Source organism: Chryseobacterium sp. PET-29 (assembly GCF_025736815.1).
GTDB classification, from domain to species: Bacteria; Bacteroidota; Bacteroidia; order Flavobacteriales; family Weeksellaceae; genus Chryseobacterium; species Chryseobacterium nepalense.
Genome location: NZ_CP107053.1, coordinates 1,717,131 through 1,733,139, shown reverse-complemented (window position 1 = coordinate 1,733,139; position 16,009 = coordinate 1,717,131). Strand labels below are relative to the sequence as shown.

The window sequence follows — 16,009 nt, the reverse complement described above, 5'->3', positions numbered from 1 at the left end:
CAGTACCTGTTGTGGTTATAAAAGTTTAAACAGACGTATTATAAATATTTTCTTGTGACCATTGCGTTCATAACTTACCTGAACAGCATTCTGAAAATACATCAAAAACAGCTATATTTACAGTCAGAATTAGCATTATGAAAGACCTTATGGGAAAGGCGATCCGGGATTATTACCATCAGGAAAATCCTCAGGATCTGCAGACTGAAACTTCAATCTCCGAACTGGATGAGCTTCCGGTTGCATATCTCTTCCGGGATTTTGAAGAAATGAATGAAATCGAACAGAAAGCTTTGGAACTGTCGCGGGGAAAAGTCCTGGATATTGGTGCCGGCGCGGGTTCACATTCTTTATATCTTCAAAATGAAAGAAACCTTGATGTAACAGCCCTGGATATTTCTCCTAGATCCATAGAAGTTTGCCGATTGAGGGGAATAAAAAAAGCAGTAGCTGAGAACATGCTGCAATTCTCCGGTGAAACTTTTGATACGATCCTTTTATTAATGAACGGAACCGGAATTTTCCAAAGCCTCCAGGTGATTGATCTCTATCTTAAAAAACTGCACTCACTTCTGAATGAAAACGGACAGATCCTGATCGACAGTACCGATATTCTCTATATGTTTGACCGTGATGAAGACGGAGGGGTGTATATTCCGGCGGAAGGCTATTATGGTGAACTGGATTATATCGTTCATTACAAAGGAGAATCGGAAGACCCGATCAAATGGCTGTATCTTGATTTTAATACCCTGAAAAATGCTGCTGAAAACAATGGTTTTAAGATCGAAAAATTGCTTAAGGATGAAGATGCTTATCTGGCGAGGCTGACTAAATAAAATATAAGTCATTGCGAGGAGCAAAGCGACGAAGCAATCTCTTAATAATCTTAACCATTTAAATAACCTTAATGTTTCAATTTTTTAACCATTAAGATTCAATTAAGATTTTAAGAAAAGTTAAGTTTAATTTTAATAATCAAATAAGTATTAGACATGTCATGGTGAGACTGTCGAAGCATTCAATAAAACAAAAAATCCACATGAGTTTTCATGTGGATTCTGTTTATTTAAGAATGATGGATTACCCAATCTCAATTCCATTTTCTACATTGCTGTCGTCAGGGGTTACAAAAGATAATTTCCCGTCTGGTTTCGTTGTTAATAATAACATTCCCTGAGACTCGATACCTCTGATTTTTCTTGGAGCAAGATTTAATAAGATCATCACCTGCTTTCCAATTACCTCTTCCGGCGTAAAGCTTTCTGCAATTCCTGAAACAACGGTTCTTACGTCAACCCCTGTATCAACAGTCAGCTTTAATAATTTATCTGCTTTTTCCACTTTTTCAGCTTCAAGGATCGTGGCTGTTCTCAGGTCGATTTTTGTAAAATCATCAAAAGTGATCTCTTCTTTCATAGGGTTGGCGTTTGGATTGGTTTTTTTATTATTCTGTTTTGTCTGCTCCAATTTCTGGATCTGGGCTTCGATTACATCATCTTCAATTTTTGAGAAAAGGAGAGATGCTTCGTTGATGGTATGTCCGGTTTCAATTAAAACAGATTTTGTTTCAACATCCTTCCAGCTTTGCTTTTCAACATTAAACATATTCAGTAACTTATCAGAACTGAAAGGCATAAACGGTTCACACAACTGTGCTAAAGCAACAGCGATCTGTGCGCCTACAAATAATGAATGAGCCGCTTTTTCAGGATTTTCCTTAATGGTTTTCCATGGCTCTTCAGTCTGAAGATACTGGTTTCCGAAACGTGCTAAATTCATTAAAGCTGTTAACGAATTTCTGAATTCATAATTTTCCAGGAAGCCTGAAATTTCTTTAGCGGATTTACTGATTTCCTGTAATTCAGGTGCATTAACATCACCTTGCGGAATAACGCCGTCATAATATTTATGAATAAGAACTGCAACCCTGTTGATAAAGTTCCCGAAGATTCCTACCAGTTCAGAATTATTTTTGGTCTGGAAATCTTTCCACGTAAAATTATTATCCTTTGTTTCCGGAGCTGATGAGAGAAGGGCATATCTCAAAACATCCTGTTGTCCGGGAAAATCTTCAACATATTCGTGTGCCCAGACGGCCCAGTTTCTTGAGGTTGAAATTTTGTCATTTTCAAGGTTCAAAAACTCAAATGCCGGTACATTGGCAGGCATGATAAAGTCACCATGCGCCTTCATCATACTTGGGAAAATAATACAGTGAAACACGATATTATCCTTTCCGATAAAATGTACAAGATCAGACGCATCGCTTTGCCAGTAGTCTTTCCAGTCTTTCCCGTTTTTCTCTGCCCATTCTTTGGTGAAAGAAATATACCCGATCGGAGCATCAAACCATACATATAATACTTTGCCTTCTGCACCGGGAAGCGGAACAGGAACGCCCCAGTTGAGGTCGCGGGTCATGGCGCGCGGTTTCAGTCCGTCATTCAGCCATGATTTTACCTGTCCGTAAACGTTTGGTTTCCAGTCGTCTTTATGGCCTTCGATGATCCACTCATTTAGGAAATTTTCATATTCATTCAATGGGAGATACCAGTTTTTTGTTTCTTTTAAAATAGGAACATTTCCGCTCAGCATTGATTTAGGATTAATCAATTCTGAAGGAGAGAGCGTAGAACCGCAACGTTCGCACTGATCACCGTAAGCATTTTCGTTACCGCAATTCGGGCATGTTCCTACAATATAACGATCTGCTAGGAATTCCCCGGCCTGCTCATCAAAATACTGTTCAGACATTTCTTCCGTGAATTTTCCTTTTTCATAAAGAACCTTAAAAAAGTCCTGACTGGTTTCATAATGATTTTTAGAGGTAGTCCTTGAATATTCGTCAAATGAAATTCCTAAATCCGCAAAAGACTTTTTAATGATTTCATGGTATTTGTCAACAATATCCTGAGGAGTGACTCCTTCTTTTTTTGCTCTTATAGTAATAGGGATTCCGTGTTCATCTGAACCACAGATAAACGCTACATCTTTTCCCAATCTTCTCTGAAATCTTGCATATACATCTGCAGGAATATACACACCTGCCAAATGTCCTATATGAACCGGGCCGTTTGCGTAAGGCAAGGCTGCCGTAATCATCTTTCTGTTCGACATTTATAGTAAGTTTTAGTCTGCAAAGATAACGAATATCTGCGGAATAGTATAAGGTGTCTTTTTTAAAGTGTTTTATAGTCTATTAATACGATCGGATATTACATTTAGTTAAACTCATGTTTAACTTTTTGTTAATTTTAATGTTGTGCTATGCGATGCATATTTTGTATTAATATATTGATAATTAGCGGATTAATATTAATTCATCGTTTAATTTACATAATTTTAACAAATTTTTTTAAAAATTTAAGATAATTATGTTTTTTTTTTAAATTGCAGCAGGCTCAGGCCGGTATGATGAAAAAAGTAACTATATAAAAAATAATATTGTGAGAAATTTTACAACGGTATTAAAAATTGCACCTGCATTTCTATTGGCAAGTGCAATGGTTCATGCACAAACCAGTGACACTGCAACTAAAGAAAAAAAAATTGAAGAAGTAGTGCTCATTGGTTATGGAAAGCAAAAGAAAACTGATCTTACGGGATCGATATCTTCTATTACTTCAAAAGATTTTAACGCAGGTGCTTCAACTGCAGATCAGTTGATTATCGGAAAAACACCGGGAGTACAAATTACCGGAAACAGTGGTGCTCCGGGAGCTGGTTCAACCATTAGAGTACGGGGAGGGTCATCATTTATAAATAATGATCCTTTAATTGTAATTGATGGTGTTCCTATTGATTTCAACAGTTTAAGTGGAGCAACAAATCCATTATCCTTAATTAACCCTAATGATATCGAAACTTTTGATATTCTTAAGGATGCATCTTCTGCAGCCATCTATGGAAACAGGGCTTCAAACGGGGTAATTTTAATTACTACTAAAAAAGGAACAACAGGAAAGTTTAAGGTGAATTTTAATACCAACTTTTCGGTTTCGACGAAAATGGGCAATGTTGATGTTCTGACTGCAGATCAATTCAGAAGTTTTGTAGACGCTTACGGAACTGCTGCACAAAAATCTTATTTAGGTAATGCAGATACAAACTGGCAGGATCAAATTTATCAGCAAGCTTGGGGAACGGATAATAATGTCGCTTTTTCAGGCGGTGTGAAAGGTTTACCATACAGAGTTTCGTTAGGATATAATGAACAAAACGGGATTGTAAAAACAAATGAATTTAGAAGAACATCTTTAGGATTAAATTTTTCACCTAAATTTTTTGATAATCATTTAACGATTAATGGTAATTTTAAAGGGACTTTCTCTGAAAACAGGTTTCCTGATGGTGGTGCTATCGGAGCTTCCATTTATTTTGATCCCACACAGCCTGTTTATTCAGGAAATTCTAACTATGGAGGGTATTATGAATGGCTAGATCCTGCTAACACAGCAACAGGACTGAATGTGAACGGAACCAAGAACCCACTTGGTTTATTGTATAGTAAAAGAGATCTTTCTTCGGTATTCAGAATTATTCCAAGTTTGCAGTTGGATTATAAATTCCACTTCTTACCTGATTTACGTTTGAATTTAAATGGATCTTATGATTATGCAAAAAGTGACGGTTCTGTAAATGTCTCTAAAGATTTTGCTCAGGGAATAGGAACGCTGGGATCTTACAGATCTTATTCTCAAGAGATTAAAAGTAAACTATTTGAATCATATTTGAATTATGTAAAAAAAATTCAGGCAATTAATACTACTGTAGATGTAATTGGTGGTTATTCTTATCAGGATACTAATACAATCACTCCGGAGGCGCCCACTTACTATGGAAACGGAAGGAAAACGGATTTCTCGACTCCTGGCGATACACGAAGAACATTAGTTTCTTTTTATGCAAGAGGTATCTTTACTATTGCAGATAGATACGTTATTAATGGTTCGGTAAGAAGAGACGGATCTTCAACATTCTGGAATGGAAACAGAGATAATGTATGGGGTAATTTCCCGGCTGTTTCGGTTGCCTGGAAAGTTAATGAAGAAAGCTTTTTGAGAGATATTTCAACAATTAATTCATTAAAGGTTAGAGCAGGTTGGGGTAAAACCGGGCAGCAGGAAACGGGAACTTTCTATCCCGCCTTTGGTTCTTATTCTTATAGTAACAGTAGTACTGCACAATATCAGTTTGGGAATAATTTTTATACACTATTACGACCTGATGTTTATAATCCCAATCTTGTCTGGGAAACCACAACTACAAAAAATTTAGGATTAGACTTTGCCATTTTCAATAACAGAATCAGCGGTTCTTTTGACTATTTTGATAAAAAATCAGAAAATCTTATTTCCAAAGTACCTACTTGGGCAGGCGATCTAAGTAATTTCAATGTTAAAAATGTCGGAATTATTGCAAACAAAGGTTTTGAAGTAAATTTAAATATAGTTCCTGTCAGGAAAGATAATATAACCTGGGGTGTTAATCTTAATGCAACCAGATTTAATCCAAAAGTGACAAGTTTATCTCAATATGTAGATGAATCATATAAAATTGTTGCGGGGAGTATTTCAGGAATTAATAACTATATTCAGGCTATAACAGTGGGCCAACCCTTAAATGCATTTTATGTGTATCAACAGGTTTATGACAATAATGGGAAACCGTTGGAAGGTATTTATGTAGACCGAAATGGCGATGGAAAATCTACTGAAGATGATAAATATTTTTATAAATCTCCGAATCCTGATGTAATATTAGGTTTTTCTACAAAAGTTAGTGTTAAAAAATGGGAATTTAGTACTGCTTTGAGAGCGGTTTTAGGAAATTATGTTTACAACAATTCGGCTTCTAACAGCTCCATTGCAAATATTCAGGCAAACAACTTTTTAAGTAATACGAATGTAAGCGTTCTAAATACTCAGTTTGCAACAACACAACTTTTCTCTGATATGTTTATTGAAGATGCTTCGTTTTTAAGAATGGATAATTTCTCAATTGCTTACAATGTAGGAGAATTTATGGGCAAAGGAACGAATTTAAGAGTAAATGCAATGGCACAAAACGTATTTGTCATTACGAAATATAAAGGAATAGATCCTGAAGTTTTCGGAGGTGTTGATAACGGATTTTATCAAAGACCTAAAGTGTATTCAGTTGGCTTTAACTTTCAATTTTAATTTATCATGAACAATAAATATTTATATAAAAAGATTATTTTAGGATCTATTACATTAGGAACTCTGTTTTTCACAGGTTCATGTACACAAGATCTTGAAAGAGAACCTACCTTAGGATTAACTTCTTCTGTGTTATACAAAGATTTTAGTAATTATAAACCAGCTTTGGCTAAAATTTATGCCGGTCTTGCAATCGGGGGACAGGGAGACCAGAATAATGGTGATGCAAATACCGATATTGGAGGTATTGATGGAGGGTTTTCAAACTATCTTCGTCAGATGTACAGTATGCAGGTTTTAACTACTGATGAAGCAGTTATAGCATGGGCAGACGCTGGTCTTCCGGAAATGCATAGCATGACTTGGAACGCTTCCAATCCTTTTGTGGCTGCAATTTATTATAGAATATTCAATGTAATTGCTGTGAGTAATGAATTTATTAAGAATACCACAGACGAAAAACTTTCTTCAAATGGTATTGCAGGTAATGATCTTACAGAAGCAAAATATATGCGTGCCGAAGCTCGTTTTTTAAGAGCACAATCATATTATCACGCATTGGATCTATTTGGAAATGTCCCTTATGTAACAGAAACTACCGATATTATTAATACACCGCCTCCAAGAATTGTGAGAGCAGAGTTATTCAAATATGTAGAATCAGAACTCTTAGCATGTGCTAATGAATTAAAAGATGCCAGAACAAATGAATATGGCAGGGCGGATAAAGCCGCAGCATGGGCATTATTAGCAAGATTATATCTTAATGCTCAGGTGTATACAGGTACTGCAAGATATACAGACTGTATTACTTATTGTAATAAAGTTATCAGTGCAGGATATGCATTAAAAACAAACTACGCATCACTATTTATGGCTGATAACAATGTAAGCAATCCTGAAGTTATTCTATCTGTAAATTATGATGGTACAAGTACCAGAACGTATGGAGGATCAACCTTCATGGTGCATGCTGCAGTTGGAGGGTCAATGCCTGCTTCGCAGTTTGGAATCAACGGAGGATGGGGTGGTTTAAGAACAACAAAAGCATTTGTTAATTTGTTTACTCCTAATGACCAAAGGGGTAATTTTTACACCAGCGGACAGAATTTAGAAATAAATAATGTAAGTACGTTTACAGATGGATACGCATTCATAAAGTATAAAAATATTAAATTCTCAAACGGAGCTCCTGGTTCAGATGCTTCCGGTGATTTTGTAGATGCAGATATTCCTTTATACCGTTTAGCAGATATATATTTAATGTATGGTGAGGCAGTTGCAAGAGGGGGCTCCGGTGGTAGTACAGCTACGGCCTTGGGTTATGTGAATGCTTTGAGAACAAGAGCAGGGGCAAATACAGTTGGATCTATTAACACAGATTTATTTTTGGATGAAAGAGCCAGAGAATTATCGTGGGAAGCAACTAGAAGAACAGATTTAATCCGTTACGGCAAGTTTACGTCTTCATCATATTTATGGCCATGGAAAGGAGGGGTGAAAGATGGAAAAGCAGTTGAGGATTATAGAAATCTATTTCCAATTCCTGCAAATGATATCGTGGCAAATCCTAATTTGATTCAAAATCCTGGATACTAATATTAAACACTTTAAAAATGAAAAATATATTTAAATTTTTAGTTTTTGGGCTGATTGCAGTTATGCTTTTTTCATGTGAGAAAGATGAGGATCAGGCTGTTTTGCAAAAACCTTCTGCATCTACCCTTAAAGCAGATAAAGCTACTTTAGTTTTAATAAAAGATAATGCATCTCAAACAGGTATTACATTCGATTGGACAAATCCTGATTATAGTGTTGCAGTAGCACAAAAAAATCAACTCCAGATTGCAGTTAAAGGAACAAACTTTGCAACCCCAAAAAATGTTGATTTGGTAGACGGAACAAAAAAAGTTTCTTATACAGTTGCTGAATTTAATAATGTATTATTGGACGCAGGATTAGCACCTGGTGTTGCCACTGATATAGAAGTGAGATTATCTTCAAAGCTGGGAAGTTTTGATGCTGTCAAGTCTAATGTTGTTGCTATTAAAGTGACACCTTATATTACGGAGTACCCATCTTTCTACATTGTTGGTGATGCTTCAGCTGTAGGATGGAATGCGGGAGGATCTCAAATGCTTTATAAGAAAGATAATTTGTCAACTATTTACACTTATCTGGAGAATGGTAAATACTTTAGATTTTTAGGACAGCAGGATTGGGGACCGTTAAATTATAGTATGGATGTTGCGGGAATGAATGCCGGAAACAGATACTTTAAAACATGGTCTACTAATTTATCGCCTTCAACCCCTGAAAATATGCAATTTACGGGTGCTTCCGGAATGTATAAAATCGTTATAGATGCAGACGCTACTGTAAAGTCAATTACTGTTTCAGCTTCGCCGATCAATAATTGGAATCCTGCTAATTTGTATCTTGTAGGAACAGTGAACGGATGGAATTCCGGAACAGCTATTCCAATGACAAATTTAGGAAACGGGAAATTTGAGCATACTATCGCTCTTCCGGCTGCTTCAGAATTTAAATTTTTAGGGCAGCAAAGCTGGGGAGATCTTGACTGGGGAAATATTTCTGCTGATGGAAATACCGGCTATTTGGGTCCGAAAGGAAGTAATGGAAATATTAAATTTGACGGAACAGGAGGTAGTTATAAGATTTCTGTAGATATAAAATTAGGAACTTATAAAATACAGCCTTTGTAGGGTGAAATTATATTAAATTTACATAGCAAAGTGTTGCTGAAAAGCAGCACTTTCTTTATTTTTAAAAGTTTATAAATAATCATTATGAAGAAAATTACAGTGGGAGCGTTATTGTTCTCAACAATGTTTGTTGGTATTAATGCCCAATCCTTACAATCTCCTGACGGAAAGTTTGAGATGAACTTTCAGTTGAAGCAGGGAATTCCGTATTACAATCTGAAATATAACGGAAATGTAGTAGTGGAGGATTCTAAATTGGGGCTGAGATTATTTAAAGATACCGCCATTAAATTTGCCTCGGAGATTGCAAAACCCGAAGATGCCAAATTTGACCTCAATAACGGCTTTACCAAAACAGAAGAAAAAAAGGATTCTAAAAACGAAACCTGGCAGCCTGTGTTGGGAGAGAAAAAAAATTATGTCAATCAATACAATGAATTGGCGGTAACCCTTCATCAGGACGCTACCGATAGAAATATTGTAGTTAAGTTCAGATTGTTCAATGACGGATTGGGTTTCAGGTATGAATTTCCACAGCAGAAAAACCTGAATTATTTTGTGATCCGTGAAGAAGACTCGGAAATTGATTTTCCAACGGATATGAAAGCATGGTGGATTGCAGCGGATTACGACTCCCAGGAATACCAGCCGCAGACAACAAAAATCTCTGAAATTCCGGCGAGATGGCCGAATTCATTCGACAGTAATGCGTCGCAGCAAATGGTGCCAAATGCCGTTCAGTCTCCTTTAATGCTGAAAAAAGAAGGTAAAAATCCTTTATATGTAAATGTTGGAGAGGCAGCGGTGTTAAATTATCCTGCTTCACATCTTGAAGTAGATCCGGTTAATTTTAAATTTAAAACACACTTAACTCCCGACAGACAGGGTGCAAAAGGATATATCCAAACCTCTTCCGTTTCCCCGTGGAGAACCATTATTGTTTCCCCGAAAGCTGAAGAAGTTTTAGCATCTAAAATGATGTTTAACCTGAATGAACCTACAAAATATACCGATACCTCGTACATTCATCCTACAAAATACATGGGTGTCTGGTGGGAAATGATCATCGGAAAATCACAGTGGGCATATTCCACAGCTGAAAACGTTCATATCGGAGTGACGGATTTTTCCAAATTAACACCTAACGGAAAACATGCCGCCAACAATACGAAAGTAAAAGAATACATCGATTTTGCGGCAGCCAACGGTTTTGGCGGATTACTTATCGAAGGATGGAATGCCGGCTGGGAAGATTGGTTTGGACACTCAAAAGAATTTGTTTTCGATTTCATCACACCTTATCCTGATTTTGATATCAAAATGCTGAATGAATATGCACATTCAAAAGGAATAAAGCTTATCATGCACCATGAAACTTCAGGTTCGGCCACGAACTATGAAAGATGGGCAGACAAAGCCTTCAAATTAATGAATGACTATGGTTATGATGCCGTGAAAACGGGTTATGTAGGAGACATCATACCAAGAGGTGAACACCACTATTCCCAGTGGACGATCAACCATTTCTACAGAATTGCAGAAAAAGCGAATGAATATAAAATCATGGTGAATTCTCACGAATCGGTAAGACCGGGAGGAGAGAGCAGAACGTACCCGAACTGGATTTCAGCAGAAGCAGCAAGAGGAACAGAATTTGAAGCCTTTGCAGGAAACAATCCGGATCACCAGACGATTCTACCATTCACGAGATGGATGGGAGGACCAATGGATTATACACCGGGAATTTTCCAGACGAAACTGGATTATTACTTCCCAGGAGACAATCGTTTTGTAAAAACAACACTGGTAAAACAACTCGCTTTGTATGTGGTGATGTACATGCCGCTTCAGATGGCTGCAGATTTACCGGAGAATTACCAGAAACATATGGATGCTTTCCAGTTTATTAAAGATGTCGCTGCAGACTGGGATGATACGAAGATTTTATCGGCAGAACCGGGAGATTATATTATCACGGCCAGAAAAGCAAAAGGCACAGAAAACTGGTTCGTAGGAGGAATCACCGACGAAAACAAACGTGAATACACGGTAGATTTTTCATTTTTAGATAAAGGAAAAAAATACGAAGCCACGATTTATGAAGATGGGAAAGATGCGGATTACATCAACAATCCACAGAGTTACAATATCTACAAAAAACAGATCACAAGTAAGTCTAAAATCAATTTTAAAATGGTGAGAAGTGGCGGTTTCGCAATCTCTATCAAGACTGTAAAATAATTTTAAATAATTAAAACCTTACAGATTATTCTGTAGGGTTTTTTTAACACAAACTCCTATGATAAAAAGAATTATAAATCCCATTCAAATGCCGTTTTGGTGGCAGGATTTTCTGTTTACTATTCCCAGAATAGTGTGTGGATATTTACTGACTAGCGACTTTGGAGCTGCAAAATTTGGCTTGCCATGGTCTCCGGAAGATAACAATTTGAAATTTTTTGAGGTAGCATTCTGGTTTCCAAATGATGTTTCTGAATACGGAGGAATTTTTGCAATGTTTCCCGCATTCTTTGCGTGGATGGGAGCATTCAGTGAAGGAGTAGGAGGGATCTTTTTGTTATTGGGACTGTTTACCAGACCTTTCGCAGTTCTTATTTTCATTACCATGTTCGTAGCTGCATTTTTTCAGCAGGCCAGTCAGGGTGTCTGGAATATGTTGCCGGCAATGGGAATTATGTGGTTGAGCTTATTTTATATCATTTTAGGCTCAGGAAGATTGGGATTAGATTATCTAATTGCTGAAAAAATGAGCAGATGAATAAAATAGTACTTCTTATAATCTCTTGTTTTATAATGAGTGGCTGCGTTCAGAAGGCATATAAGCAGACTGTAATTTACACCCTCAAAGTTCCCGCCCAGACAGAAGTTAAATCCATTGGGATAAGAGGAAACGATAAACCCTTGAGCTGGGAGCAGGACACCAGACTCGAAAAAATAAATGGCGATAATGTATATCAGGCGAAAGTAACCTATTTAACGGGTTATAAATTCACGGAAGTAAAATTTACATTGAATGGAGAATATGAACTTCAAAATATGCCGAATCGGAGGGTGGAATTTAAAAATTCGGGGATAACATATTACAATGCAGTTTTTAATCAGCCGGTAAAATAATATTTAAAATCACTCATGTAATTTTTAATAAATAATTATGTATCAGAAATTTATATATACAGCTTCACTTTTTGCTTCATCTTTATTTTTTTCACAAATTCAAAAAGTAGAACCTGCTTTTTGGTGGAAAGGGATGAAAAACCCTGAACTTCAGATTTTGGTTTATGGAAAAAACATTGCCAATGATCAGATTGAGCTTTCAGACGGAGTTCAGATTAAGGATATTCAAAAGGTTGAAAATCCGAACTATGTATTTGTAACAGTAAATACTGCTGAAATAAACGTTCCGAAATTCAATATTAATATTAAGAAAGGAAAAAAGAACATCAGTACCTACACTTATGAACTAAAACAAAGACAGTCTAATTCCGCAACAAGGGAATCCTTTACCTCGAAAGATGTAATGTACCTGATTATGCCCGACCGTTTTGCCAACGGTGATGAGAAAAACGATTCGAATCCTCAATTAACGGAAAAAGTAAACCGAAGTCTTCCCGGCGGACGTCACGGTGGAGATTTGCGCGGAATCATCAATAACCTCGACTATATTCAAAACCTGGGAGCAACGGCAGTATGGCTCACCCCTGTGAATGAAGATAACGAAAAAGTGTATTCTTACCATGGTTATGCACAAACCGATTTATATAAAATCGATGCAAGGTATGGCACCAATGAAGAATATCGAGAACTTTCACAAAAATTAAATAAAAGGAATATGAAACTGGTGATGGATTACGTCACTAATCATTGGGGAGTTTCGCATTGGATGATCAAAGATTTGCCGACAAAGGATTGGATTCACTGGTTTGAAGATGGTGAAAACGGATTTAAACGGTCCAATTACAAAACGACTACCCAGTTTGATACCAATGCTTCTGATATTGACAAAAAAATTGCTCTCGACGGCTGGTTTGATACCACAATGCCGGACATCAATCAAAAGAATCCGTTGGTTCTGAAGTATCTCACACAAAACGCAATTTGGTGGATAGAATACGCCGAACTGGGAGGTTTTCGTGTAGATACCTATCCTTACAATGATAAAGAAGCCATGGCCAAATGGGCAAAAGCCATTACCGATGAATATCCCAATTTTAATATCGTAGGAGAAACATGGCTAAGTACGGCTGGTCATATTTCAGCATGGCAAAAAAATTCTAAAACAGGTGAGGCCGCAAATTACAATTCATATCTCCCGTCTGTTATGGATTTTATGCTGTATGGAGATCTGCCGAAAGCACTTAAAGAAAAAGACGGCTGGGACAGCGGAATGAACAGGATTTACAATACGTTATCCAGCGATTTCCTGTATCCCGATATCAATAATGTGATGGTGTTCTTTGAAAATCATGATACCGAAAGATGGAACGAAATATTTAACGAGGATCCGAAAGCATATCAATTGGGATTAACCCTGCTTTCAACCGTTCGCGGAATTCCGCAGATTTATTACGGTTCGGAAGTAGGAATGAGGGGTGACAAAAACAAAGGCGGTGATGCAGATATTAGAAGAGACTTTCCCGGCGGCTGGAAGTCTGATAAGCAAAATGCATTTAATCCTTCGTCGCAGACGCCCGGGCAAAAAGAATTTTATCAGTTTACCCAAAAGCTCCTGAACTGGAGAAAAGGAAAAGAAGTCATCCATACTGGAAAAACCAAAAATTTCGTTCCGCAGAATAATGTTTTTGTATATTTTAGATATAATGAAAAAGAAAGTGTGATGGTTATTTTAAATAATAATGAAACAGAGCAGACATTGGATTTGAAGCATTTTGCTGAATCATTAAAAGGATTTTCAAAAGGAAAAGATATCATCTCCGACAAAGACTTTTCATTGCAAAACAACTTGGCCATACCCGCTAAAACATCTATGATTATTGAATTAAAGTAACTTAAAAATATATTCATTCACTTTGCTGAGTGAAACGCCTTTGCGAACGAAAATATTAAGTAAAATTACAAAAATGCTTAGCGCTCTTGCGTTAAAAACAAAAATTATATATGAAAAAAACAACAATATTCTTTACATTAATCATATGTATATTGAGCTTTACGACCATTTCGGCTCAAGCCAAATTTGAAAAAGAAAAAACAGAAATCGGGACAATGTTAGACGGATTCAACGTCGCTGCAGCAAAAGCTGATTTTAACACTTATTTCAATTATTTTGCTGAAGAATCAAAATTTATAGGAACCGATGCTACCGAAGTCTGGGATAAAAAAGCCTTTATGAATTGGGCCAAACCTTATTTTGATAAAAACAAAACCTGGAACTTCACTTCACTAAAAAGAAATATCTATTTTAGTAAAGACGGAAAAATCGCTTGGTTTGATGAACTTTTGGAAACTCAAATGAAGATCTGCCGGGGTTCAGGAGTTGTTGAAAAAATAAACGGACAGTGGAAAGTAAAACAGTATGTACTTTCCGTAACAGTTCCAAATGATGTTGTAGATAAAGTGGTGGAAATAAAAGCTCCGATAGAAGATATATTAATTCAAAAAATGAAGCAATAATGGCAGAAATGACAGGAAAATACAATAAGGGTGAATTTGGCAAAATGAAAAAGCCGAACTTATCAATGCTTCAGATCATCAATATGAGCATGGGATTCTTAGGAATCCAGATGGCATTTGGATTACAGAACGGAAATGCAAGCCGGATTTTGGCAAATTTTGGAGCAGATGTTCACGAGTTGTCATGGTTTTGGCTGGTGGCTCCTATAACGGGATTGATTGTACAGCCAATTATTGGTCACATGGGAGACAATACCTGGAGTCCGCTGGGAAGAAGAAAACCTTATTTTTTAATAGGAGCGGTTTTATGTGCAATCGGACTGGTAATGCTTCCTAATGCTGCTTCTGCAACGCAGATGATGGCGGCAAATGTCCTGCTGATGGCTGTAATTTTTCTTGCCATGATGGATGCGTCCATTAATGTGGCTATGGAACCTTTCCGTGCTTTAGTGGGAGATATGCTGCCGAAACATCAGGCAACCATTGGATTTTCAGTTCAGACAATTCTAATTGGAATCGGAGCGGTTATTGGGTCAGATCTGCCGGGATGGCTTACTAAATTGGGCGTTTCCAATGAGGCACCCAAAGGATTCGTAGCAGATAATGTGATTTATTCTTTCTACATTGGAGCAGTTGTTCTTTTGATATCAATTTTATACACCATTATTTCAACCAAAGAATACTCACCGGAGGAGTTTGCCTCTTTTGAAGGCGGAAAAGAAATTGTAGAAGAAAAATCTAAACTTTCGGATATCTTTAAAGATTTTGCTAATGTACCTTCCCAAATGAAAAAATTAGGAATTGTACAGTTCTTTTCATGGTTTGCTTTGTTTACCATGTGGGTTTTTACAACAAGTGCTTTGGCAACCCATCATTTCGGGCTTTCACCGGACGATACCCATTCTGCGGAATTTAACAAAGCCGGAGATTTAACGGGAAGCTTATTCGGAAGCTATAATTTCTATGCCATTTTCTTTGCTTTTGCTTTAACACCGATTGCAAAATTTATAGGTAAAAAACAGACTCATGCGTTAGCCCTGACTTGTGGAGGACTGGGACTGATTGCCATGTATTTTATTAAAGACATTCATTATCTGTGGATTTCAATGGTTGGACTGGGATTTGCCTGGGCAAGTATTTTAGCCATGCCTTACGCGATGCTGATCGATTCAATTCCACAAAAGAAAATGGGGGTTTATATGGGAATTTTCAACTTCTTTATCGTGATTCCTCAGATCATCAACGGGATTTTCGGGGGACCGATTGTAAGCGGTGTTTTCGGCAAAATGGCCATTGATTATATCGTAGTCGGTGGAATTTGTATGTTGCTAGGAGCTGTTTTAACTATGGTTTTTATTAAATCTGAACATGATTCGCCAAAGGAAATTGAAGAAGAAATTAAGCAGGTACATTTTTAAAGTTAATAACTTTTAATTTCAGTTTAATCAA

The 16,009-nt window shown here is 36.9% G+C and carries 11 protein-coding genes; 10 read left to right on the top strand and 1 reads right to left on the bottom strand.

Features of this window, described 5'->3' with window-relative positions; all coding sequences use genetic code 11:
• The first annotated feature begins 137 nt into the window (after window positions 1-137).
• Window positions 138-839 carry a class I SAM-dependent methyltransferase gene (locus ODE14_RS07535; RefSeq protein ID WP_263603583.1) on the top strand — a complete coding sequence of 234 codons (702 nt, stop codon included), beginning with the start codon at window positions 138-140 and terminating at the stop codon, window positions 837-839.
• A 244-nt stretch (window positions 840-1,083) separates the two neighbouring features.
• On the opposite strand, the gene metG is transcribed toward ODE14_RS07535, so the two are convergent.
• Window positions 1,084-3,120 carry a methionine--tRNA ligase gene (gene metG / locus ODE14_RS07530; protein ID WP_263603582.1) on the bottom strand — a complete coding sequence of 679 codons (2,037 nt, stop codon included), beginning with the start codon at window positions 3,118-3,120 and terminating at the stop codon, window positions 1,084-1,086.
• Between the two features lie 329 nt (window positions 3,121-3,449).
• Between metG and ODE14_RS07525 the strand changes: the two genes are divergently transcribed.
• From ODE14_RS07525 to ODE14_RS07485, 9 genes are all read left to right on the top strand, one after another.
• Window positions 3,450-6,185, top strand: a complete 2,736-nt coding sequence (locus tag ODE14_RS07525) for a SusC/RagA family TonB-linked outer membrane protein (RefSeq protein WP_263603581.1) — start codon at window positions 3,450-3,452, stop codon at window positions 6,183-6,185.
• 6 nt (window positions 6,186-6,191) lie between these two features.
• Window positions 6,192-7,784 (top strand): RagB/SusD family nutrient uptake outer membrane protein, encoded by a 1,593-nt coding sequence (locus tag ODE14_RS07520; RefSeq protein ID WP_263603580.1) that lies wholly within the window; start codon window positions 6,192-6,194, stop codon window positions 7,782-7,784.
• A 17-nt stretch (window positions 7,785-7,801) separates the two neighbouring features.
• Window positions 7,802-8,911, top strand: a complete 1,110-nt coding sequence (locus tag ODE14_RS07515) for a SusE domain-containing protein (RefSeq protein ID WP_263603579.1) — start codon at window positions 7,802-7,804, stop codon at window positions 8,909-8,911.
• Window positions 8,912-8,995: 84 nt separating this feature from the next.
• Complete coding sequence (locus tag ODE14_RS07510) at window positions 8,996-11,152, top strand: glycoside hydrolase family 97 protein (protein ID WP_263603578.1); 2,157 nt, start codon at window positions 8,996-8,998, stop codon at window positions 11,150-11,152.
• 58 nt (window positions 11,153-11,210) lie between these two features.
• Window positions 11,211-11,690: a DoxX family protein gene (locus ODE14_RS07505; protein ID WP_263603577.1), complete on the top strand. Its 480-nt coding sequence runs from the start codon at window positions 11,211-11,213 to the stop codon at window positions 11,688-11,690.
• Window positions 11,687-12,046 carry a hypothetical protein gene (locus ODE14_RS07500; protein WP_263603576.1) on the top strand — a complete coding sequence of 120 codons (360 nt, stop codon included), beginning with the start codon at window positions 11,687-11,689 and terminating at the stop codon, window positions 12,044-12,046. Before ODE14_RS07505 ends, ODE14_RS07500 begins: the two co-directional genes overlap by 4 nt.
• Before the next feature lie 37 nt (window positions 12,047-12,083).
• Window positions 12,084-13,937, top strand: a complete 1,854-nt coding sequence (locus ODE14_RS07495) for a glycoside hydrolase family 13 protein (RefSeq protein ID WP_263603575.1) — start codon at window positions 12,084-12,086, stop codon at window positions 13,935-13,937.
• A 110-nt stretch (window positions 13,938-14,047) separates the two neighbouring features.
• Entirely contained in the window at window positions 14,048-14,560 is a 513-nt protein-coding gene (locus tag ODE14_RS07490) for a nuclear transport factor 2 family protein (RefSeq protein WP_263603574.1), read from the top strand.
• A complete protein-coding gene (locus ODE14_RS07485; RefSeq protein WP_263603573.1) occupies window positions 14,560-15,978 on the top strand; it encodes an MFS transporter in 1,419 nt (472 codons plus the stop codon). The genes ODE14_RS07490 and ODE14_RS07485 overlap by 1 nt, the downstream gene beginning before the upstream one ends.
• The last annotated feature ends 31 nt before the right edge of the window (window positions 15,979-16,009 follow it).